Below are 20322 nucleotides of genomic sequence, written 5' to 3' on the forward strand. Positions count from 1 at the left end.
CCAGCTCGCACCCCCTCCCAAGGCCCTGTCCTCCACCGGAACCCGAGCCCGGTTTGAGCGCCCCCGCCGACGGTGGCGGAAAGAAGGAGCCGTGGACGGCACACCCGGGCGCCCACAACAGATCCACCCCGCACAACCACCGGTTACGGCAGCCGTCCCGTTCCACCTGAACCCCAGGAACCCACCCCGACCCCTGGGGACGGCTGCCGACGCGGCGCCGCAGACACAGACGCCGCGGCCGGCCGTCCCCGCCTGCCGAGCGGAGTGTCCTCGTGAGCAGCGGACGTATGGAAGTGTGCCTCGTCGGCGCCGGACCACGCGGCCTTTCCGTACTGGAACGGCTCTGCGCACAGGAACGGAAGTCCCCCCGATGGGAACACCTCACCGTGCACGTCGTCGACCCGGACCCGCCCGGCTCCGGCCGGGTATGGCGACCCTCGCAGTCCCGGCACCTGCTGATGAACACCGTCGCCTCTCAAGTCACCGTGTACACCGACGCAAGCGTCACCATCGACGGCCCACTTGAGGAAGGCCCCAGCCTCTACCAGTGGGCCAAAGCCCTCGGCCCGAGCGCCCTCACCCCCGGCGACGGTCGGCCTCACGACGACCAGACCCTCGCCGAAGTCCGCGACCTGGGCCCGGACACCTACCCCACCCGCGCCCTGTACGGCCACTACCTCGTCTGGGTCTTCCAACAGGTCACCGCCAACGCGGCCGACCACATCACCGTGCACACCCACCGCTCACGGGCCATAGCCCTGGACAACAGCACGACCGACAGCACCAGGGCGCAAACCGTACTCCTGGCAGACGGCACCAGCCTGACAGGCCTCTCCGCAGTCGTCCTCGCCCAAGGCCACGTACCTGCCCAACTCACCCCGGCAGAGCGCGAACTGACCGGATTCGCCGCCCGCCACGGCCTCACCTACATCGCCCCGGCCAACCCGGCCGACATCGACCTCTCTGGCATCGCACCCGGCGAAACCGTGCTCCTCCGCGGACTCGGCCTGAACTTCTTCGACTACATGGCCCTGCTCACCCAGGGCCGTGGCGGCACCTACACCCGCACCGACGGCCGCCTCGTCTACCACCCCTCCGGCCGCGAACCCCGCCTGCACGCCGGATCCCGCCGCGGCGTCCCCTACCAGGCCCGCGGCGACAACGAAAAGGGCGCCGACGGCCGCTACTTCCCCAACCTGCTGACCACCCGCCACATCGAAGAACTCCGCACCCCCGACACCCGCCGCAGACCGATCCGCTTCAGCACCGACCTATGGCCACTGATCTCCCGAGAAGTACAGAGCGTCTACTACCGCGCACTCCTCACCGCCCGGGGCGAACCCCCCACTCACATCGCCGAGTTCACCACCCACTACCTGCACACCGAACCCGGCCCAGCTTCTGACCAACTCCTCGACGAGGCACACATCCCCACCGACGAACGCTGGGACTGGGACAAGGTAGCCCGCCCCTACACCCCCCACGACCTGAGCAACAGGGACACCTTCCGCACCTGGCTGCGCACCCACCTTGACAACGACGTACACCGCGCCCGCGAAGGAAACGTCACCGGCCCCTTCAAAGCCGCCCTCGACGTACTACGCGACCTCCGCAACGAAATCCGGCTCGCCGTCGACCACGGCGGACTCGCCGCCGACTCCCACCGCGACGACCTCGACCGCTGGTACACCCCACTCAACGCCTACCTGTCCATCGGCCCCCCAGCATCCCGTATCGAAGAAATGGCCGCCCTCATCGACGCAGGCATCCTCGACATCACCGGTCCAGGCCTGAACATCACCACCGCACAAGACCCCCACCCCCACTTCACCGGTACGTCCACCGAGATCCCCGACGTCAACGTGCCCGCCACCGCCCTGATCGAGGCCCGCCTACCCGACACCGACCTGCGCCGCACCGCCGATCCCCTGATGCGCCACCTCCTCCGCACCGGCCAGTGCCACCCCTACCGCGTCCCCGTCCGCGGCGGCACGCACTACGAGACCGGCGGACTCGCCGTCACAAAACGCCCCTACCACCTGCTCGACTCCCACGGAACCCCCCACCCGCGCCGCTTCGCCTACGGCGTACCCACCGAGTCTGTGCACTGGGTGACCGCAGCCGGAATCAGGCCCGGCGTCGGCTCGGTAACCCTCGAGGACTCCGACGCCATAGCAGCAGCAGTCCTGGCGCTGCCCCCACTACCGGCCCACACAGACACCCCCACCACCAAGGCCACCACAGCCACCGGAGCACCGGCCACAAGCGCGGGAGCAACACCATGACGCCGACACACGAACCACCAGCCACCGCTGCCCCCCTGGATACCGGACTCCTCTCCCCGGTCCGCGCAGGCACCCCCGTAGAAGCAGCAGTCGGCGACACCGCCTGGCTACAGGCCATGCTCGACGCAGAGGCCGCCCTCGCCCGCGCCCAAGCACGCTGCGGCACCGTCCCTCAATCCGCCGCCGCACACATCACAGCCGCAGCACGCGCGGAACACCTGGACATACGACAACTCGCCCTGGCCGCACGCGAAACAGCCAACCCCGTAGTGGGCCTGGTCAAACAACTCACCACCCTAGTGGCCAGGCGCTCACCCGAAGCCGCCGAATACGTCCACCGCGGCTCCACCAGCCAGGACATCTTCGACACCGGCGCCATGCTCGTGGCCTCCCGGGCACTCCGCCAGATCGTCACCGACCTCAAGGTCGTGGCCGCGGCCCTCACCGGCCTCGCTGCCACACACCGCGACACCGTGATGGCCGGCCGCACCCTCACCCTGCACGCCGTGCCCACCACCTTCGGGCTCAAGGCAGCCGGCTGGCGCCAGCTCGTCCTGGCCGCGACCACACGCCTGGAACACGTCGCCGTCAACGGCCTGCCCGTGGCCCTCGGCGGCGCAGCCGGGACACTGGCCGGATACCTCCAGTACGCAGATGACGACGCAGCCCCAGCGGCCGTACTCGACAACCTCGTTACGGCCTTCGCCGACGAAACAGGCCTTGCGACCCCCGTGCTGCCCTGGCACGCCCTGCGCACCCCCATCGCCGACCTCGCCGCGGCCCTCGCCCACACCAGCGGCGCCCTGGGCAAGATCGCCGCCGACGTACAGGTCCTCACCCGTACCGAAATCGGCGAAGCAACTGAACCCACCACCGATGACCGGGGCATGTCCTCAGCCATGCCCCACAAGCGCAACCCGGTCCTGGCCACCCTCATCCGCTCAGCAGCCCTCCAAGTCCCCGCCCTCACCTCCACCCTGACGCACTGCCTCACCACCGAGGATGAACGCTCCGCCGGGGTCTGGCACACCGAATGGCAGCCACTGCGGGAGTGCCTCCGTCTGACCGGCGGCGCCGCCCACACCGCGGTCGAACTTGTCCAGGGACTCACCATCCACCCCGAGCAAATGCGTACCAACCTGAACATGACTGGCGGGCAGATAGTCTCCGAACGAGTCTCGGCCTTTCTGGCCCCCCGCTTGGGCAAGACAGTCGCCAAGGACCTCCTCACTCAGGCATCCCGTCAAGCAGCAGAAACACACCGACCGTTGGCAGAAGTCCTCCACCGCCTACCGCAACTGAACGGAGTACTCACCCCAACCGAACTGACCGACCTACTCGACCCGACCGCATACACGGGCGCAGCAGGCCCCCTGGTCGACTGCGCACTCGCAGCCCCCTACCCGCACTACCCAACTCATCAAGGTCGGTGCGCCGTTCGGGAGTGAGTTGCCTGCTCAGCATCAAGCGGGTGATCCACAAGCCGTGCCGGTCGCGACGAGTCGGACCTTCGCGCGACGGCCTGCCGGACATCCCCGGGGTGCGCGAACGCTGGGGCAAGAACGTGGTGTTCTGCCCGTACTGCCACGGCTACGAGGTACGGGACCAGCCCATCGCGGTGCTCGGCACCCACCCCGGCGGCGCCATGGGCCACGCCCAGCTGCTGCGCCAGTGGTCCGCGGACATCGTCTTCTTCCCGCACACGCTGGAGCTGAGCGACGCCGACCGGGGACGCCTGGAGGCCCGCGGCATCCGGATCGCCGAGGGCCCCATCAGGCAACTGGTCGTCGACGGCGACCGGTTGAGCGGCGTCGAACTCGCCGACGGCACCACGGTGCCGCGCACCGCGGCCTTCCTGATCTCGCAGATGGCACCGCTCGACGCCGCGATCGACGGCCTGGACTGCAAGAAGGACGAGGGCGGCTGGCTGGTCACCGACCGCACCGGACGCACCAGCGACCCGGGCGTCTGGGCCGTCGGCAACGTCGTCGACCCGCGCGCCCAGGTGATCACCGCGGCCGGCCAGGGCGCCGCCGCCGCGTTCGCCCTCAACATCGACCTGGTCGAGGAGGACGTCGAGAACGCCGCCGGCCAGGCCTGACGGCTGTCCCCCGTACGGGATTCTCCCCGAATCCGCCCGTACGGGGTGCACAGCGGCGAGCGCCGACCGGCCCGCGGACCGGTCGGCGCTCGTATGCGTTCCGCTGTCCGGTCGGGCGGTCGGCCTCAGGCCTGCGCCTCCTTGCGGGAGGCCGCGCGGTCGGCCAGGACGACCGGCACGGTGAGCAGCGCCAGGGCGGCGCCGATCCACGGGATGGCGGTGAGCCCGGCGCCGGCGCCCAGGGCGACTCCGGCGAGCGCGGGGACGATGCTGATGCCGAGCTGGAACATCGATACCGCGGTGGAGCCGGCCAGAGTGGGCGCCTGCGAGGCGATGGCGAACACTCGCCCGTAGATGGCCGGGTTGAGCACGAAACCAGCGATGCCGAGCAGCAGCACGAGCGGTACGACGGCCAGCACGTGGTCGGCCAGCGCGGCCAGCAGCACGGAGCAGACCAGGATCCCGCCCGCCCCGAGCAGGAAGGCGAAGTGCGGACGGCCGTCGGCCGTCCTGCCGCCGACGGACAGTCCGACGAAGGCGCCCACGCCGAACAGGGTGAGGATCGCGGGAACCCACACGGAGTCGATGCCGGTGATGTCGGTGAGGAACGCCGCGAGGTAGTTGTACGAGATCATGTACGCGGCGGTGCTCAGCAGGGTGGCGAGGTAGACGACCCACAGCTGCGGCTTGCGCATCGTCCGCAACTCCCGCTTGACGCTGGGCTCTTCGGTCGCCCGGGTCGCGGGCACGGCGACGAGCGTGAGCACCGTACCGAGGACGGTCAGCGCCACCACGCCCCAGAACCCGCCCCGCCAGCCGGTGAAGTGGCTGAGCATCGCACCGGCCGGGCCGCCGGCCACCATCGCGACGCTGAGCCCGCTGACGACCACGCCGGAGGCGCGTGCCGTGCGGTCGGCCGGGACCAGGCTGATCGCGGTGACCGCCGCGACCGCCCAGAAGCCGGCGTAGGCGAGCCCCAGGACGAAGCGGGTGATGAGCAGCACGGCGTAGCTGTCGGTCACCAGGCCGATCGCCACGCAGACGGCGAACAGGACCTGCGTCGCCACCAGCGTGGTCCGCCGCGGCCAGCGCAGCGTCAGCACGGCGAGCGGCGGTCCGCCGATGACCACACCGATGGCGAACGCCGAGATCAACGCGCCGGCGGAGGACAGCGAGATATTCAGGTCGTCGGCGACGTCGGGGAGGACCCCGGCCAGGAGGAACTCCGCGCTGCCCATGGCGAACAGGCTGAACGCGAGCAGATAGACGGCCAGCGGCAGGCCCTTGCCGTTCTGGCCGGTGTTGCCGGAGCCGGGCGACTGCTGTGCGGATTCTGTTTGGACGCTCATCGGGTGCGAGCTCCTTGATCGGGTGTACGGGTGACAGGTCAGGGCGCAGGCGGGCGGGCTACCGAGAGGCTGCGGGCTGCCGCAGCCGGACGGTTCGGGTGCTCCGGGCGAGCGGCCGACAGGCCGACCGGCCTCGGGCAGAACGGAGTCGAGGACGAGAGGGGCGCGTGTTCCAGGCCTGCGGGTGGTACGGCGCACCGGTTCCGCCACGCCGAACGTGGCGGCCGCCGTGTGTCCCTGACGCTGCTCCCAGTGGCGCCGGGCGCACAACTTCTGTTGCCAATACCGGGAAAGCTACGAAGGAGAGCCGCAAGCCTGCCCACGCGTGGGCGAGCCGTGCGCCTCACCCGTGCCCGAACAGGGCGAACGGCTGGTCGCACCACCGCGTCACCGAGGGTGGCAGCAGGTCCTGAAGGAGTGTCTCCGGAGCACCGGGACGGGCTCCTGGGCCCGCACGCCACCCCTGCCCGGCAGCTCCACCGGCGCGATGACCACACGGGGCGCGACCCCCCGGCCCAGGGCAGACACCGAGGGGAACTTCAGCGCACCCGGCGGAAGAAGGACCGCAGATCCTCGCCCAGCAGATCGGTAGCGTCGGGGGCCCAGTGGCTGCCGGGGTCGCACTCGCCCAAGGACACGATGTTCTTGTGGCCGCGCTCGGCGAAGCGGCGCAGCGGGCGGAAGTCGTGGGCGAACGAGGCGAGTCCGAGCGGGAACGCGGTCGGCTCGCCGTCCGGCTCGGCGTGGTGGTTCTCGTAGCAGAACCGTGCCGAGGACGCGGCGGTGTTGGTGAGCCAGTAGATCGTGGCGTTGGTGAGGATCACGTCCGGGTCGGGGACACCACCGAGCAGTTGGCAGATCCAGGCGAGCATGCCCGGTAGGGGAGTCGGTGAGGGCGTGCGACAGGGTCTGCGGCTGCGGCCGGGTCGTCGGAGGGAAGGAGAAGATCTGGTTGACGTGCACCCCGGTGATGCGGTCGGCGTGCCGTCCCCCCCCCAGCCCTTGGCGCGGGTGTGGCCGGAGAAGCCGAAACCCGGCAGGGACGGGATGACCCAGTGGAAGGCGTCGAGCACTTTTCCGCGACCGTTTCTCGGCCGAAGCCGAGTGCGTCTCAGCCGTTCTCCTGGTGGGCTCAACGGGTACGTAGGCCCGCCGTGCCAGTTGACGTCGCCAGCTCGCGACCCCTCTCCCGCAGCCGAACCCGCCCCCTCCCGGACACCGGCCCACCGCCCCCTCCGGAAGCAGCGACGGAAACGTGCACGGACATGACCGGCCTCCCGACGAACAGAGTCACAGACGGACGCCGCACACCCTGCCGACCCCCGCTGGAGAACCCCTGCACACCACCTCGCGCGAGCCCCCTGGCGTACGATGATCGAAACTGCCGCAGCCGTCAGCGGTACGGCATCGTGCGATCGTGCGACGGAGGCATCAGTGCTCATCACCGCCCGGGACGTGGAAGCCGCAGCCGCGCAGATCACCCCGCACGTACTGCGCACCCCCACCGTCACCAGCCCGGGGCTGACCGGACTCCTCGGCGCCCCGGTCACCACCAAGCTCGAACTCCTCCAGCGCACCGGCTCCTTCAAGTCGCGCGGCGCCACCGCCAAGCTGCTGTCGCTGTCCGACGAGGAACGCGCCGCCGGAGTGGTCGCGGTCAGCGGCGGCAACCACGGCATCGCCACCGCCGTCATGGCCGGCGCACTCGGCATCGACGCGACCGTCGTCATGCCCCGCACCGCCCCCCGCCGCGCCGTCGAGACCGCGGAGGCCGCCGGAGCACACGTCGTCCTCGCCGACACCATGGACGCCGCCTTCGCCCACGTCGACGAACTCCGTACGAAGGGCCTCACCCTCGTCCACCCCTTCGACGACCCCGTCGTCATCGCCGCCCAGGGCACAGTCGGCCTCGAACTCGCCGAAGACGCAGGCGAGTTGACCGACATCGTCGTCAGCATCGGCGGCGGCGGACTCATCTCCGGCGTCGCCACCGCCCTGAAGGCCCGCCGCCCCGGCATCCGCGTCTGGGGCGTCGAAACCGAAGGCGCCCAGGCCATGACAGCCGCCCTCGCCGCAGGCGCCCCCGTACCCGTCCGACTCACCTCCGTCGTCACCACCCTCAGCGCCCCCAGCGCCTCCCCCCTCACCTACGAGCACGTCTCGACCCTCGTCACCGACGTCCTCACGGTCACCGACGCCGAAGCGGTCCAGGGCACCCTCGACCTGGCCGAACACGCCAAACTCTGGACCGAACCCGCCGCGGGCTGCGTACTCCCCGCGGCCCGCCGGATCCTGAACCGCATCGGCAAGAACGCGAAGCTGGGCCTGATCATCTGCGGCGGCAACGCGACGACGGCCGACGTGCACGCGTGGGCGGAGCGGTTCAACCTGACCTGACCCGCCGTACACGCGACGGTGAAACGGGTTGGCGGACGGCTCGGCAGTCGGGCCCGCACGACTCCTTCCGCAGCCACGCGGGCGCCCACCAGTTGGCGCGGCCCGCCAGGGTGAGGAAGGCGGGCACCAGGACGCCCCGTACCACCGTCGCGTCCAGGAGCACGGCGACGGCGAGGCCCGTGCCGAGGAGTTTGAGCACCGTCAGACCCGAGGTGGCCAGTACGCCCGTGACCAGGGCCACCGCGAGCGCCGCCGTGGTGATGAGCCGCCCGGTGCGGGCCACACCCTCCACCACCGCGTCCCGGTTGGACAAGCCCCGCAACCAGTGCTCGCGCACCCGCGAGAGCAGGAAGATCTCGTAGTCGACGGCGAGCCCGAACGCCACGGCCGCCATGAGCAGCGGCAGCGTCAGGTCAAGGGCGCCCGTGACGGTGAACCCGCCGAGCACGCCCCGCAGATGCCCGTCCTGGAAGACGTACACCACCACCCCGAAGCTCGCCGTCAGGCTCAACGCGCCCACGAGCAGCGCCTTGAAGGGCAGCAGCACACTGCGGGTCAGCAGGAAGAGCATCGCCCACGTGGTGACCGCGAGGATCCCACCGGCCAGCGGCAGCCGCTCGGCCACCGCCGCCTTCGTGTCCGCGAGCACCGCGGCGCGGCCCGCCACCAGGGAACCCTCCGGAGACTCCGCGCGGACCTCGGCCACAAGCCGCTGCGCCGCGGCCGACTGCGGCTCCGCCGTACCGGCCACGGACAGCACAGGTCCGAGCCCCGGCAGGGACACCGCGCGGACCGCGGCCACGGCGTCCAGCGCGGCCACCCGCTTCCGGACCGCGGCGGCGTCCGCCACCTCGGGCAGCACCACCGTGAGCGTGCGCTCGGCGGGCGCCGCGAACCGCTCCCGGATCTCCTCGGCCGTCGCATGGGCCTCCGCGCTCGCCGGCAGCGTCCGCTCGTCGATGAGCCCGAAACGTACGTGCCCGAACGGCGCCGCACAGAGCACGAGCAGCACCGCACAGCCGACCCCGTACACCGCGGGCCGGCGCGTCACCACCCGCGCGACCCGCCGCCACAGCGGACTGTCGGTCCGCCCGGTCCGGCCGATGCGCTCGCCGAGCAGAAGCAGCACCGGCGGCACGACGGCCATGGCCGCGGCGGCCGCGAGCAGCGCGACCGCCATGCCCGCGCACGCCATCGAGCGCAGGAACGGCAGCGGCAGCACAAGCAGCGCCCCCATCGACAGGGCCACCGTGCAGGCCGAGGCCACCACCGCCCGCCCGGCGGTCCGCACCGTGCGGGAAACGGCGTCGGCCACCCCGAGACCGTGCCCCAGCTCCTCGCGGAACCGGGTGACGAGGAACAGGCCGTAATCCACGGCGAGTCCGAAGCCGAGCGCCGTCGTGAGGTTCATCGCGAACACCGACACCGGCATGGCGTACGTCAGCGCCCGCAGCAGCGCCGCCGTACCCGCGACCGCGAGCACGCCGATGACGACGGGCACCAGCGCGGCGAGCAGCGAACGCAGCGCCACCACGAGCAGCAGCAGCGTGAGCGGCGCCGCGATCAACTCGGCGGTGACCAGGTCCCGTTCACTGCCCTCCGCGGCCTGCACGCTCACCCACGAGGGGCCGGTCGCGGAGACCTCCAGGGGCCCGCGCTCGCCCGTCAGCCCCGGGACCAGCCCGCGAGCGGTGACCGCCATGTCCCGGTCCGCGCCCGCGAGATCCGCGGTGACCAGGGCCGCCCGCCCGTCCTCGGAACGCAGCAGCGCACCGCCCGGGGACCAGTACGAGCGGGTCGACTCCACGCCGTCGGCCGCGGCCAGCTCCCGCGTGAGCCGCTCGCCCGCCTCGCGGGCGGCCGCAGCGTCCACTCCGGCGGCGGACCGGGCGAGCAGCACCAGGTCCGGCGGGGCCGCGCCCGCCCGGGCCAGCACCGCCGCCGCCCGGTCCGCCTCGGTGTCCTTCGCGGTGTAGCCGCCGTTGGCGAGCCGCTCGTGGGTACCCGCACCCGCGACCGCGCAGAGAGCGGCCACCAGGGCGGCGAGCAGCAGCACCAGACGGGGGCGGGCGGCCACGCGCGTCACGCGGCCCGGAAGAAGAGCACGGCGTTCTGCCCGCCGAACCCGAAGGCGTTGCTGAGGGCACCCGTCATCCGGTGAGCCCGGGGCTCCTTGGTGACGACGTCGATGGCCACGCCCTCGTCGAGCCGGTCCAGGTTGGCGGTCGGCGGGACGAGCTGCCGTTCCAGCGAGAGCACCGTCACCGCCGCCTCCACCGCACCCGCGGCACCCAGCGTGTGACCGATGACCCCCTTGACGGACGTCACCGGCGGCGCACTCGAACGGAAGAGGGCACCGAGCAACTCCGCCTCGATACGGTCGCCCTGCGGAGTCGAGGTGCCGTGCGCGTTGACGTGGTGGACGTCCGCCGGGTCGGCCCCGGCGTCGGCGAGGGCGGCCTCGACGGCCCGCCGCGCACCGTCGCCGTCCGGCCGGGGGCTGGTGGCGTGGAAGCCGTCGGCGGAGGCCCCGTAGCCGGAAAGATAGCCGCGGATACGGACGCCGCGGGCGCGCGCGTACTCCGGCCGCTCCAGGACGAGGACCCCGGCGCCCTCGCTCAGCACGAAGCCGTCCCGGTCCGCGTCGAAGGGGCGGGACGCGACGGCCGGGTCGGCACGGCGCCGGGAGAGCGCGCCGAGCCGGTAGAAGGCGGCCGAACCCATCGGCACCCGCGTGGAGTCGGTGCCGCCCGCGATCGCGATGTCGCAGGTCCCCGCGCGCAGCAGGTCGCGGGCGACGCCGATCGCGGTGGCCCCGGAGGCGCAGGCCGTCGACGTGGTGAGGCAGGGCCCGGTCGCCTGCAGGTCCGTCGAGACCTCGCCGGCGACCATGTTGGGCAGCGAACGGGTCAGCGTGGTCGGCGAGATGGCCTCGACGCGGCCCTCGACGAGCTTGGCGTACGCATCGGCCCAGGCGTCGCCTCCGTTGGAGGCCACCCCCATCACGACGGCGACCCGCGGCCCGTCCCACGCTTCCTTGTCCAGTGCCGCGTCCGCCACCGCCTCGCGCGCGGCCACCATGGCGAGCTGGATGAACCGGTCGATGCGCCAGGTGAGCCGCCGGCCGAGGAGGGCGGCGGCGTCGAAGTCCGGCACCCAGCACGAGAAGTCGACGGGCAGTCCGGCGAGGGCCTCGTCGCGCGCGGCAAGACCGGTTCCGGCGCAGATCCCCGCCCAGGACTCCTCGACGCCCACCCCAGCGGGGGTGACGAGGCCGAGCCCCGTGACGGCGATGTCCCGTGCCGTCACCGGACCGCCTTCCGCAGGGCCTCGGTTGCCTTCTCCGCGCCGACGGCGATCGTCAGGTGCTCGGCGGCCTCGGCGAGCGTCATGTCCGGCCGGTCCTCGGGCAGGCCCGCGCCGAGGTCGTCCTCAAGCAGCGTGGCCAGCTCCAACCGGGCGAGCGAGTCGAACTCCAGCGACTCGAAGGTGGCGTCCGGCCGGATCTGCTCCTCCGGCACGCCGAAATGGCCGGTGAGCAGGCGGGCCATCACGTCGTAGACGGGCTCCATCGTTGTTCTCCTTGGTGTCGGTGGACGGGGGTCGAGATGGCGGGGTTCGAGATGGCGGGGGTCGAGACACGTCCGGCCGTTCGCGGCCGACGTGCACGGTGCCCCACGCCCGCTGCCGGGATCCCCTATCGAACCGTCCGCCCGCTGCACAGGTGCGCGACGCACCGGCCGGGGGCCACGGGCCGCACCGACTTCATACGCCTGGCGGTGCGGCCGTCCACTCGCTCCGAAACCGGCGAACCCGACTCCGTCCAGGTCTCCGTCCAGGTCTCCGGGCGACACGTCCGGCGGCGGCGCTCCCCTCCTCAACTCCGGGGATGGGCCCGGGCATTGTCGGCACACGAGGACAAGAAGTGAACGGACGACGGAAGTTGGGCCGCCGCGGCAGTTCGACTGCCGGCCACCGGCCACGTCCGGCCACGTCACTCAACGGGCACGGACGACCGTCACGACGGCATGCCGGGCAGTGCCCGCGAGGACCTCCAGGACAAGGCCGCTGCCGGTCGTGGTGTACCGCTCGCCGTCGTCGGTCCTGGCTCGCCGCCCGGGGCCGGACGCGGCGATGTGCACGGCGAGGCGTCTGCTCAGTGGTTCGGTGAGGGGTTCGGACTGGACCCGGCGTCCGTCCGGAAGGCGCACCACCACGGTGCGCGGACCCACGGCGTCTCCGGTGTAGCCGACGGCGTCGGCGTCGATCGTCTCCACGTGCCCGATCCTGAGCCTTCTCTGCACGGCAACAGCGCGATCAACACCCATGACTCATGCATCAGTTCATATCGACGCACCCCGAACGGAGCAACAGCCGGTCGGTGGCGACATGACCGTCCGGGACGCGGACACCCCCGTACGACCCAACCCGCGGGCCGGACCGGCCAGTTGTCCGCTCCGACCAGGTTCTGGTGCGGTGGGGAGACCGACCCGCGCAGCGACCGAAGCTACTCAACTCCGGAATTGGGGCATCCGTTTTTTCCGGGGCCGCCCGGCCTCGCTCGATCGGCTGTCAGCGGCGGGTTTCGACCTTCATGTCGCCGCGGGTCAGCGAGCGACCGAAGTCGTTGGCGAGCAGGTCGTGCGGGATCCCGAGCCCGATCGCACTGGCCTCGTCGAGGCGGGCCAGCTGGGAGGCGGTGAACTCGACCTGCAGGGCGCCCAGATTGTCCTCGAGTTGTGCGGGCGTACGGGCGCCGATGATCGGTGCCGTCACGCCCGGGTTCCGCAGCGTCCAGGCCAGCCCGACCTGGGCGCGGGTGCGGCCCAGCTCGGTGGCGACCTCCTTCACGGCGTCCACGATGGCGAAGTTGCGTTCGGTGAGCACACCGTTGGCGAGAGTCACACTCTTGCGGGTGCCGTCGTCGACTGCGGCGTGCGTCGAGGTCAGGTCGTCGCGGCTGTACTTGCCGGTGAGCACCCCGCCGGCCAGCGGTGAGTACGGCACCACGCCCAGCCCCATCTCGCGTGCCATGGGGATCAGGTCACGTTCCCCGGTGCGCTCGATCAGGCTGTACTCGATCTGCAACGCGACCAGCGGCGACCAGCCGCGCAGGTCGGCGACCGCCTGCATGCGCGACACCTGCCAGGCAGGAGTGTTGGAGATCGCCACGTGCAGGACCTTGCCCTGCCGGACCAGATCGTCCATGCCGCGCAGGATCTCCTCGACCGGTGTCGTGGAATCCCATACGTGCAGGTAGAGCAGATCGATGTAGTCCGTTCTCAGCTGCCGCAGACTGGTTTCCACCGACGCGAAAAGGTTCTTGCGGTGAGGACCCCCGGAATTGGGATCGCCCGCCCGGCGCAGCGTGGTGTATTTCGTTGCCAGCACCAGGCTTTCGCGGTTGTCCCGGGTGAATTCGCCCAGCAGACGCTCGGAGCTGCCATCGGTGTAGGTGACGGCGGTGTCGATGAAGTTGCCGCCCCGCTCGATGTAGAGGTCGAACAGCTTGCGCGCCTCGTCCTGCTCGGCGCCCCAGCCCCACTCGGTCCCGAAGGTCGCCGCGCCCAGCGCCAGCGGTGAGACCCGCAGCCCGGAGCGGCCGAGGAGCCGGTAGGTGTCGAGGGTGAGCGCCATGGTGTCCTCCTGTGCTCGTGATCCGTTCGGGAACGAGTCTGTGACCGCTGCGAGCCGGAGGTAAGGGAAGGAAAATCCTGGGAATGCCAGTCCCACCCTGGCTGTTGGAGCGACCGTGACGACCCGCACCGCGACGACCAGCACCGCGACGACCCGCACCGTGGACGCGACACAGGAGCTGGCCGCGTTCCTGCGGACCCGGCGCGAACGCCTGGACCCGCACGATGTCGGCCTCCCGTCGCGTCGGAAGGCCCGACGGACCCCGGGGTTGCGCCGCGAAGAGGTCGCAGAACTGGCCGGGCTCAGCATCGACTACATCGTGCGCCTGGAACAGGCCCGCGGGCTGCGGCCCTCCGCGGACGTGGTGGAGGCACTGTCCCGGGCGCTGCGCCTCGCCCCCGACGAGCGCGCCTACCTCTTCGACCTGGCCCGGCATCGCCCCCGCAACGCCGACGAGCCCGCCACCACCGCGGCGCCGCCGCTGGCTCGGCTGGTCGCCGACCTGTCGCCGCTCCCGGCCATGCTGATGAACCACCGCTACGACATCCTGGCCTGGAACGGCGAAATGGCGAGGCTGCTGCTGGATTTCGGCACCCTGCCGCCGTCGCAGCGCAACGCGATGTGGCTGTGCCTGATGCACCCGGCGATGCGCGAGCTCTACGTCGACCGCGAACGCGTCGTACGGGAGGGGGTCGCCCACCTGCGTGCCGCGTGGGCCGCGCATCCGGAGGATCAGGCGCTGACCGACCGCATCGCCGAATTCACCACCCATGACGCGGAATTCGCGCGACTGTGGGCCGAGCGAGAGGTCAACGTCAACGGGCGCGGGCACAAGTTGATGCGGCATCCCGAAGTCGGTCCGATCGCAGTGCATTTCGAGACGCTCACGCCGCTTCAGGATCCGGACCAACTGCTGGTGATCCACCGCGCCGCGGACGAGGAGAGCCAGTCGGCGTTGGACCAGTTGAGCGCAGGCTGACGTCGAACCGCCCATTCCAGGAGATCGCCCCACCGTCGGCCTCGACGTCAGCCCTGCGTCGAGGGCTTTCGTGGCTCAGTTCGCACCCGTTTTCAAGGGGGCGCGCTGGTGCGGTAGGAACGAAAAATAGCCAAGCCTTTCGACAGTCAGGTGCGGTGGAGCCGGTGACCGCCCTCGTCGTTTCAGTGAGACGCGCCCATTGATCACCTGATTCTATTGGGCGAAAAATTACCTGCAAGGGAATTGCCCATTCGCTGCAGAGCGCCCTCGATCTACTTCATCCCAGGTCATCGCCTTCAGCGAGGATTCTTGTGTGATCGGATTCACGGTTTGGTGTGCGCTGCAGGCGAGGGTTGGTCTCGGAAATGCAAAGTTCTGCCCCAGGTGAATTGATCATTCCTGAGTGACGTGTTATCGCACTCAAAAGGGGTGTAGTATGTTCGCTGATGTATTCAAGATCGACCCATTTGCAAGGGGTCGGTGGGGGAAACCGGGGGTTCGCCCACTGTCAGGCTTCTTCGGCCTGGACGACGAGTGGCTGATTTTCTGCCCTACGCCAACAGGGGAATCCCGTGGTCGGATGGTGACGCAAAATACGGGGGAAATGAAGTGCAGTTCAACGTGCTCGGTGCCATGGAAATACTGACCGACGACGGTCGGTCCCTGGAGCTGAACGCCTCGAAAACAGGACAGGTGATCGCACTGCTCCTCGTGCGCTGTCAGGAGACGGTCAGCTCGGACACCCTTCTCGAAGAGCTGTGGGGGCAGCGGTTACCGCGCAGCGCGCGTACCACCCTGCAGACGTACGTATATCTCGCGCGGCAGATGTTCGACCGGAAGCTGGCCGGGCTGCCCGGGCGTGAAGTGCTGGTGACCCGGCCACCCGGCTACGCCATCCTGGCCGCCGAGGACTCCGTCGATGCCAAGCGCTTCGAACGGCTCGTCACGGAAGGCAAGGGACTGCTCGACGGGGGACGCCCAGATGGAGCGATGGCACGCCTGGACGAGGCCCTGGAGCTGTGGCGCGGCCCCGCGTTCTCCGGACTGGCGATGGGCAGGGTGCTCAGCGCGCACCTGACGCACCTGCGCGAAGTGCGGATCCGGGCGATCAGCCTGCGCGTCGAGGCGCTGCGCCGACTCGGCTACTACCACGAACTGGTGCCGGAGCTGTCCTCGCTGGTCGCGTTCCACCCGCTCAACGAGCACTTCCACGCCTGGCTGATCGAGGCCCTGTACAAGACCGGCAGGCGCGCCGACGCCCTCCTCGCCTACCACCAGCTGCGCACCGTCCTCGACCAGGAACTCGGGGTCGAGCCGTCGCCCGTGATCCGGCAGCTGCAGTACGAGGTCCTGAACCACGGCCGACTCGAAGACGCGGCACCCGCGCGTGGCGTCACCGCAGGCGACTGCCCCGGGTAGCGACGCCATCACGGCGTCCGCAGTGCCCCGGGTTCGCGCACCAGCGCCGAAGGTTCGCTCTCCCGTGCCCCGGCCTCCCGGAGTGCCGCCCCGTCCTTCCGCTGACGGGCACCGGTCTGTGGCGTACCCGCACCGGTTTCCCGGGAGCCCGCTCCTCCGTCAGGCACCTCCTCGCGGAGGCGACCGCCGCTCCCGGCCCGCAGCAGCGGACCCAGCTCCGCGCGTAGCCGGGATCGCGGCACGGTCTTGTCGACGAAGCCCCGCCGGAGCAGGAACTCGCGGTCTGGAACTCGTCGGGCAGACGCTGCCGGATGGTCTGCTCGATCACCCTCCGCCCGGCCAATCCGAGGCGTGCCCCCGGCTCGGCGAGGATCACATCGGTCCACATCGGTCAGCGTCGCGAGGGACGCCGCGACGCCGCCGAACGCCGGGTCCGTGATCAGCGAGACGGTCAGCACCCCGGCCTCGTCCAGCTGTCCGAGCGCCGCGCCGGTCTCGGCCATCTGCACCAGCGACAGCGCGCCCTCCTGCATCCGGGCGCCGCCCGAAGCGGTCACGAGTACCAGCGGGGTGCACTCCGCGAGCGCCCGCTCCATCGCGGTGATCAGTTCGCCGACCGCGCTGCCCTCGTCCATCCCGGTGCGGGCCCGTGCCCCGGCCGGCCGGTCGGGGTACGGCATGGTGTCCACGAAGCCGAGCGGGTCGGAGCCGTCGGTGCTCAGCGGCAGGGCCTCGAACCGGCCGGCGTCGGCGAGTTGCTCCAGGCGCTGCCGGGCGGTCAACCGCTGGTGCGCCCGGCCTTCGGGGCACACGTACAGGTTGCGGGCCAGCCGCTTGCCGTAGATCGGTGTGTGGCAGTCGGTGCACAGCACCCAGGCGTCGTCCTCCTCGGCCGCCGCCGTGCCCGCCGCCGCTGTCGGCCGACCGCCGTCGATCGCGTTCGTATGGACTGTCCGGGTCGTCATCGGGCGCCCTGTCCCTTGTGCTGTGCTCAGATCCCCAGGCCTTCCGTCGCGTAGGCGTCGGCCGCGGGCTGGAACTGGAGCGCGATGTGGCCGGCGGCGGAGTTGACGTCCCGCCAGAACCGCTGAAGCGGGTGGGTCTCGGACTGCCCGGTGGTGCCCGCGGCGCGAAAGAGCCGGTCGACCGCCGTCCCGAGCAGCTCGACGGCGTAGGAGCAGTCGCGCAGATTGCGCGTCACCTCCAGGCGCCCGGCCGCCGCGCCCTTGTCACCGACCAGCGCGGCGCGCTCCAGGAGCAGCCCCGCGGCATCGACGTCTGCGGCGCACCGGGCCAGCGTGGCGTGCGCCGAAGTCCGGTCCGGCTGCGGGGCGCCCGGCCGGGCAGCGAGTGCCCTGACCTTGTCGGTGAAATACGCGGACCAGGCGCCGAGCGCCCCGCGCGCGGCGCCGAGCACCGGGGCGGCGAAGGACAACCCGTTGACGGCCTCCAGCGGCACCGAGTGGCAGGGCGCCGTGGAGCCGGTGGCGCGGCCGGTGAACAGATCCTGGCGGTCGAAGCACCGCGAGTCGGGGATCAGGATGTCCTCGACGGTGACGGTGTTGCTGCCGGTCGCCCGCATACCGATGGTGAACCACGTGTCGGTGGCGGTGAACCGCGCCCTGGGCACCGCGAACACCTTGGCCGACGGCCGGCCCTCGCTCGGGATCGTGGCGCACACCAGCGCCCAATCCGCGTAGTCCACCGCGCTGATGTAGGGCCACTGGCCGCTCACGCGCCAGCCGCCCGGCACCTTGCGCGCCTGCCCCGCCGGCGTCAGAGAACCGACCACGACGGCGTCGGGGCCGCCCGCCCACACCTCACGGAAACCGTCCGCGGGCAAGAACGCGGCCATCCGGGAGAGATTGGCCATCAGCGAGGCGCACCACGCGGTGGCCGCGCACTCCTGGCCGATCTCGGCCACCGCCGGTGTCAGCTCCCGGAACGTCCCCGCGCCGCCGCCGCACTCGGCGGGCACGAAGTGTCGGGGGAACCCCGCTTCGACCAGGGCCCGGGCCACGTCCGCGTCGAGCCGGCGCGCGTTCTCCGCCGCGCTCGCGCGCTCGGCGGCGAGGGCGGCGACACGGGCGGCTTGCAGAGCGGTGGGTGAGCCCGGACCGCCCGGACCGCCCGGACCGCCCGGACCGCCTGCACCGCCTGCACCGCCCGCACCGGTATCGGCCGTTGCGGAGGTCGCGTCGGTAGCGCCGGTGGCGGTGGCAGTGGCGGTGGTCGAGGCGTCGGTCATGTCGGTCGCTGGGGTCGACGCGGATGGCGCGGTGGTGGCGGAGCGGGCGGGGGATCGGTCCAGCATCCCGGTACCTCACTGGTCTCCGTGGCAACCCACGGCTCGGCTCGGCTCGGTCGGTTGGCGCGCCTCAGACGGTCGTCCGCCGTTGTCCAAGCCGACTCGATATCCGCTGGAAGAACCTCGATCAGCCCAGCGACCAGCGGAGCAGGTCGTCGAGCCCGGCCTTGACATCCCGGGCCGTGACCCCTCGTGTCCGTCGCTGATGGGCGATCAGGGACGCGGAGAGAGGGGCGAGGAGCGCGTCGGCGAGGAAGTGCGTGTCCGTCCCCGGCGGCCGGGCCTGGTCGAGCAGCGCGACCAGATGCGCGTGGTGGACCGCGTACGGACCGCTGCGGTACCGGGCCCCGGGCGCGCTGGTCTCGGCCGCGAGCATCAGCTCGAACTGCGCCTCCAGGCGGTCGGCGAGGGCGTGCAGGAACGCCCGGACGCGCGCCGTCGGCTCGGCCCCCGGCCCCAGCGGCGGCGTCCCCGCCATGAACTCCGACTGGAAGGAGCGTTCGTGCTCGTCGAGCAGCGCGAAGACGAGCCCCGCCCGGTCGCCGAAGCGGCGGTAGATCGTGCCCACGCCCACCCCGGCCGCACCGGCGACCAGGTCGACGGTGAGGCCCTGCACACCGTGCGTGGCCGCGATCCGGGCCGCCGCGGCGAGGATCCTGCGGCGGTTGCGGGCGGCGTCGACGCGCTCGGGGGCGGGCTGTCCGACCACCGGCAGCAGGGGCCGCGGGACCGGCGTGTCGGACTCGGGCGGCAGGGCGGAGCGGCGGCTGTCCACCGTGGTTCCTCACTTCCTGCTCGGGAGGCCGGTCGGCGTGGACGAGGGAGGTCGGCGCAGTCTACGTGCCGCTTCGCGCCGGAGAGGCGGGGGTGGCGCCGGGAACCCTTGCGAACCGGAGTGCGTTCCGGTTAGTGTCGGGGCCGCAGACGCCGACACGTCCCAACTCCCCCTGCGCACAAGGAGGTTCGGACGGGAGAAGGACAGGCCGCCGAGGTTCTCGTACGGTGCCGGACGCGCCTGTCTCACGCCGCAGTGCACACCAGACACGTCACCAGACACGTCACCAGACACGCCTCTTGGCGGCAGCCGCGCAGCACACGGCCCGCTCCAGACGACGAGGGCAGGAGTCCGAAATGAGCCTGAACGTTGCTGTCATCTACTACTCCGCGACCGGAAACGTGCACCAGATCGCCCAGGCGGTCGCCGAGGGAGCGGAAAAGGCCGGGGCGGAGGTACGCCTGCGCCGGGTCGCGGAACTCGCCCCGGACAGCGCGATCGACGCCAACCCGGCGTGGCGGGCGCACACAGAGGCCGCCGCCGCTGTCGAGCTCGCCACGCTCGACGACCTCACCTGGGCCGACGGCATCGCCTTCGGCACTCCGACGCGGTTCGGGAACGTGGCCGCGCAGCTCAAGCAGTTCCTGGACACCACCGGCGGACTGTGGGCCGCGGGCGAGCTCGCCGACAAGACGGTGACCGGCTTCACCAGCGCCGCCAACGACCACGGCGGCAACGAGTCCACGCTGCTCGCCCTGTACCACACCATGCACCACTGGGGCGCGATCACCGTTCCGCCCGGCTACACCGACGCCAGCGTCTATGCCGCCGGCGGCAACCCTTACGGCACGTCGCACGCCTCGCGCGACGGCGGCCCCACCGAGGAGGTGCTGGTCGCCGCCGGCTTCCAGGGCCGACGGCTGGCCCGGATCACCGCCCGCATCGCGGGGGAGGGCGAGGCCTGAAACGGTGCACGGCCCTGCCGAGCCTTCGAGCCGTCTTGGACTCCGCCACGGGAGGGTGGCGTGGGAGGCAGCTCAGCGGCAGGCATCCAGGCGGTACAGGGGGAGAT

17 protein-coding genes are annotated in these 20322 nt (G+C 71.4%); 7 read left to right on the forward strand and 10 right to left on the reverse strand.

The genetic code is table 11. The features are described 5' to 3' along the window. Positions 1-272: 272 nt before the first annotated feature. The 3 genes from QIT00_RS29325 to QIT00_RS29335 are packed head-to-tail and all read left to right on the forward strand — an operon-like array spanning position 273 to position 4386. Positions 273-2285, forward strand: a complete 2013-nt coding sequence (locus tag QIT00_RS29325) for an FAD/NAD(P)-binding protein (protein ID WP_408909879.1) — start codon at positions 273-275, stop codon at positions 2283-2285. Then, positions 2282-3733 carry a nitrosuccinate lyase gene (locus tag QIT00_RS29330; protein ID WP_282538456.1) on the forward strand — a complete coding sequence of 484 codons (1452 nt, stop codon included), beginning with the start codon at positions 2282-2284 and terminating at the stop codon, positions 3731-3733. Before QIT00_RS29325 ends, QIT00_RS29330 begins: the two co-directional genes overlap by 4 nt. A 23-nt stretch (positions 3734-3756) precedes the next feature. Further along, positions 3757-4386: an NAD(P)/FAD-dependent oxidoreductase gene (locus tag QIT00_RS29335; RefSeq protein ID WP_349017210.1), complete on the forward strand. Its 630-nt coding sequence runs from the start codon at positions 3757-3759 to the stop codon at positions 4384-4386. Positions 4387-4511: 125 nt separating this feature from the next. Here the strand turns inward: QIT00_RS29335 and QIT00_RS29340 are convergent, their stop codons facing one another. Both QIT00_RS29340 and QIT00_RS29345 read right to left on the reverse strand, forming a co-directional pair. Beyond that, complete coding sequence (locus QIT00_RS29340; RefSeq protein WP_282538457.1) at positions 4512-5735, reverse strand: Cmx/CmrA family chloramphenicol efflux MFS transporter; 1224 nt, start codon at positions 5733-5735, stop codon at positions 4512-4514. A gap of 539 nt (positions 5736-6274) precedes the next feature. After that, on the reverse strand, positions 6275-6607 hold the full coding sequence (locus QIT00_RS29345) for a hypothetical protein (protein WP_282538458.1): 333 nt from the start codon (positions 6605-6607) through the stop codon (positions 6275-6277). Between the two features lie 499 nt (positions 6608-7106). Here QIT00_RS29345 and QIT00_RS29350 point away from each other — a divergent pair, with 499 nt between their 5' ends. Continuing rightward, entirely contained in the window at positions 7107-8132 is a 1026-nt protein-coding gene (locus tag QIT00_RS29350) for a pyridoxal-phosphate dependent enzyme (protein WP_408909880.1), read from the forward strand. On the opposite strand, the gene QIT00_RS29355 is transcribed toward QIT00_RS29350, so the two are convergent. The 5 genes from QIT00_RS29355 to QIT00_RS29375 all read right to left on the reverse strand — a co-directional run bounded on the left by QIT00_RS29355 (position 8119) and on the right by QIT00_RS29375 (position 13769). Further along, positions 8119-10209 carry an MMPL family transporter gene (locus QIT00_RS29355; RefSeq protein ID WP_282538460.1) on the reverse strand — a complete coding sequence of 697 codons (2091 nt, stop codon included), beginning with the start codon at positions 10207-10209 and terminating at the stop codon, positions 8119-8121. The genes QIT00_RS29350 and QIT00_RS29355 overlap by 14 nt on opposite strands. 5 nt (positions 10210-10214) lie before the next feature. Further along, complete coding sequence (locus tag QIT00_RS29360) at positions 10215-11441, reverse strand: beta-ketoacyl-[acyl-carrier-protein] synthase family protein (protein WP_282538461.1); 1227 nt, start codon at positions 11439-11441, stop codon at positions 10215-10217. After that, a complete protein-coding gene (locus tag QIT00_RS29365; RefSeq protein WP_282538462.1) occupies positions 11438-11704 on the reverse strand; it encodes an acyl carrier protein in 267 nt (88 codons plus the stop codon). The genes QIT00_RS29360 and QIT00_RS29365 overlap by 4 nt, the downstream gene beginning before the upstream one ends. Positions 11705-12130: 426 nt before the next feature. Further along, a complete protein-coding gene (locus tag QIT00_RS29370) occupies positions 12131-12409 on the reverse strand; it encodes a hypothetical protein (protein ID WP_282538463.1) in 279 nt (92 codons plus the stop codon). 295 nt (positions 12410-12704) lie between these two features. Next, the gene (locus QIT00_RS29375) at positions 12705-13769 is read right to left on the reverse strand and encodes an aldo/keto reductase (RefSeq protein ID WP_282538464.1); all 1065 of its coding nucleotides are present in this window, start codon (positions 13767-13769) and stop codon (positions 12705-12707) included. Positions 13770-13884: 115 nt separating this feature from the next. Between QIT00_RS29375 and QIT00_RS29380 the strand changes: the two genes are divergently transcribed. Beyond that, the gene (locus QIT00_RS29380) at positions 13885-14748 is read left to right on the forward strand and encodes a helix-turn-helix transcriptional regulator (protein ID WP_282538465.1); all 864 of its coding nucleotides are present in this window, start codon (positions 13885-13887) and stop codon (positions 14746-14748) included. 633 nt (positions 14749-15381) lie between these two features. Beyond that, positions 15382-16167 (forward strand): AfsR/SARP family transcriptional regulator, encoded by a 786-nt coding sequence (locus QIT00_RS29385; protein WP_282538466.1) that lies wholly within the window; start codon positions 15382-15384, stop codon positions 16165-16167. An 8-nt stretch (positions 16168-16175) separates the two neighbouring features. On the opposite strand, the gene QIT00_RS29390 is transcribed toward QIT00_RS29385, so the two are convergent. From QIT00_RS29390 to QIT00_RS29400, 3 genes are all read right to left on the reverse strand, one after another. After that, positions 16176-17132, reverse strand: coding sequence for a carboxyl transferase domain-containing protein (locus QIT00_RS29390; protein WP_349017211.1), 957 nt, complete (start codon positions 17130-17132; stop codon positions 16176-16178). Positions 17133-17158: 26 nt separating this feature from the next. Continuing rightward, entirely contained in the window at positions 17159-18481 is a 1323-nt protein-coding gene (locus QIT00_RS29395) for an acyl-CoA dehydrogenase family protein (RefSeq protein ID WP_282538467.1), read from the reverse strand. Between the two features lie 121 nt (positions 18482-18602). Further along, positions 18603-19250, reverse strand: coding sequence for a TetR/AcrR family transcriptional regulator (locus tag QIT00_RS29400; protein ID WP_282538468.1), 648 nt, complete (start codon positions 19248-19250; stop codon positions 18603-18605). Between the two features lie 356 nt (positions 19251-19606). On the opposite strand from QIT00_RS29400, the gene wrbA reads away from it, so the two are divergent. Continuing rightward, positions 19607-20215: an NAD(P)H:quinone oxidoreductase gene (gene wrbA, locus QIT00_RS29405; RefSeq protein ID WP_282538469.1), complete on the forward strand. Its 609-nt coding sequence runs from the start codon at positions 19607-19609 to the stop codon at positions 20213-20215. Positions 20216-20322: the final 107 nt, after the last annotated feature.

It is taken from the genome of Streptomyces luteolus (assembly GCF_029968015.1).
GTDB classification, from domain to species: Bacteria; Actinomycetota; Actinomycetes; order Streptomycetales; family Streptomycetaceae; genus Streptomyces; species Streptomyces luteolus.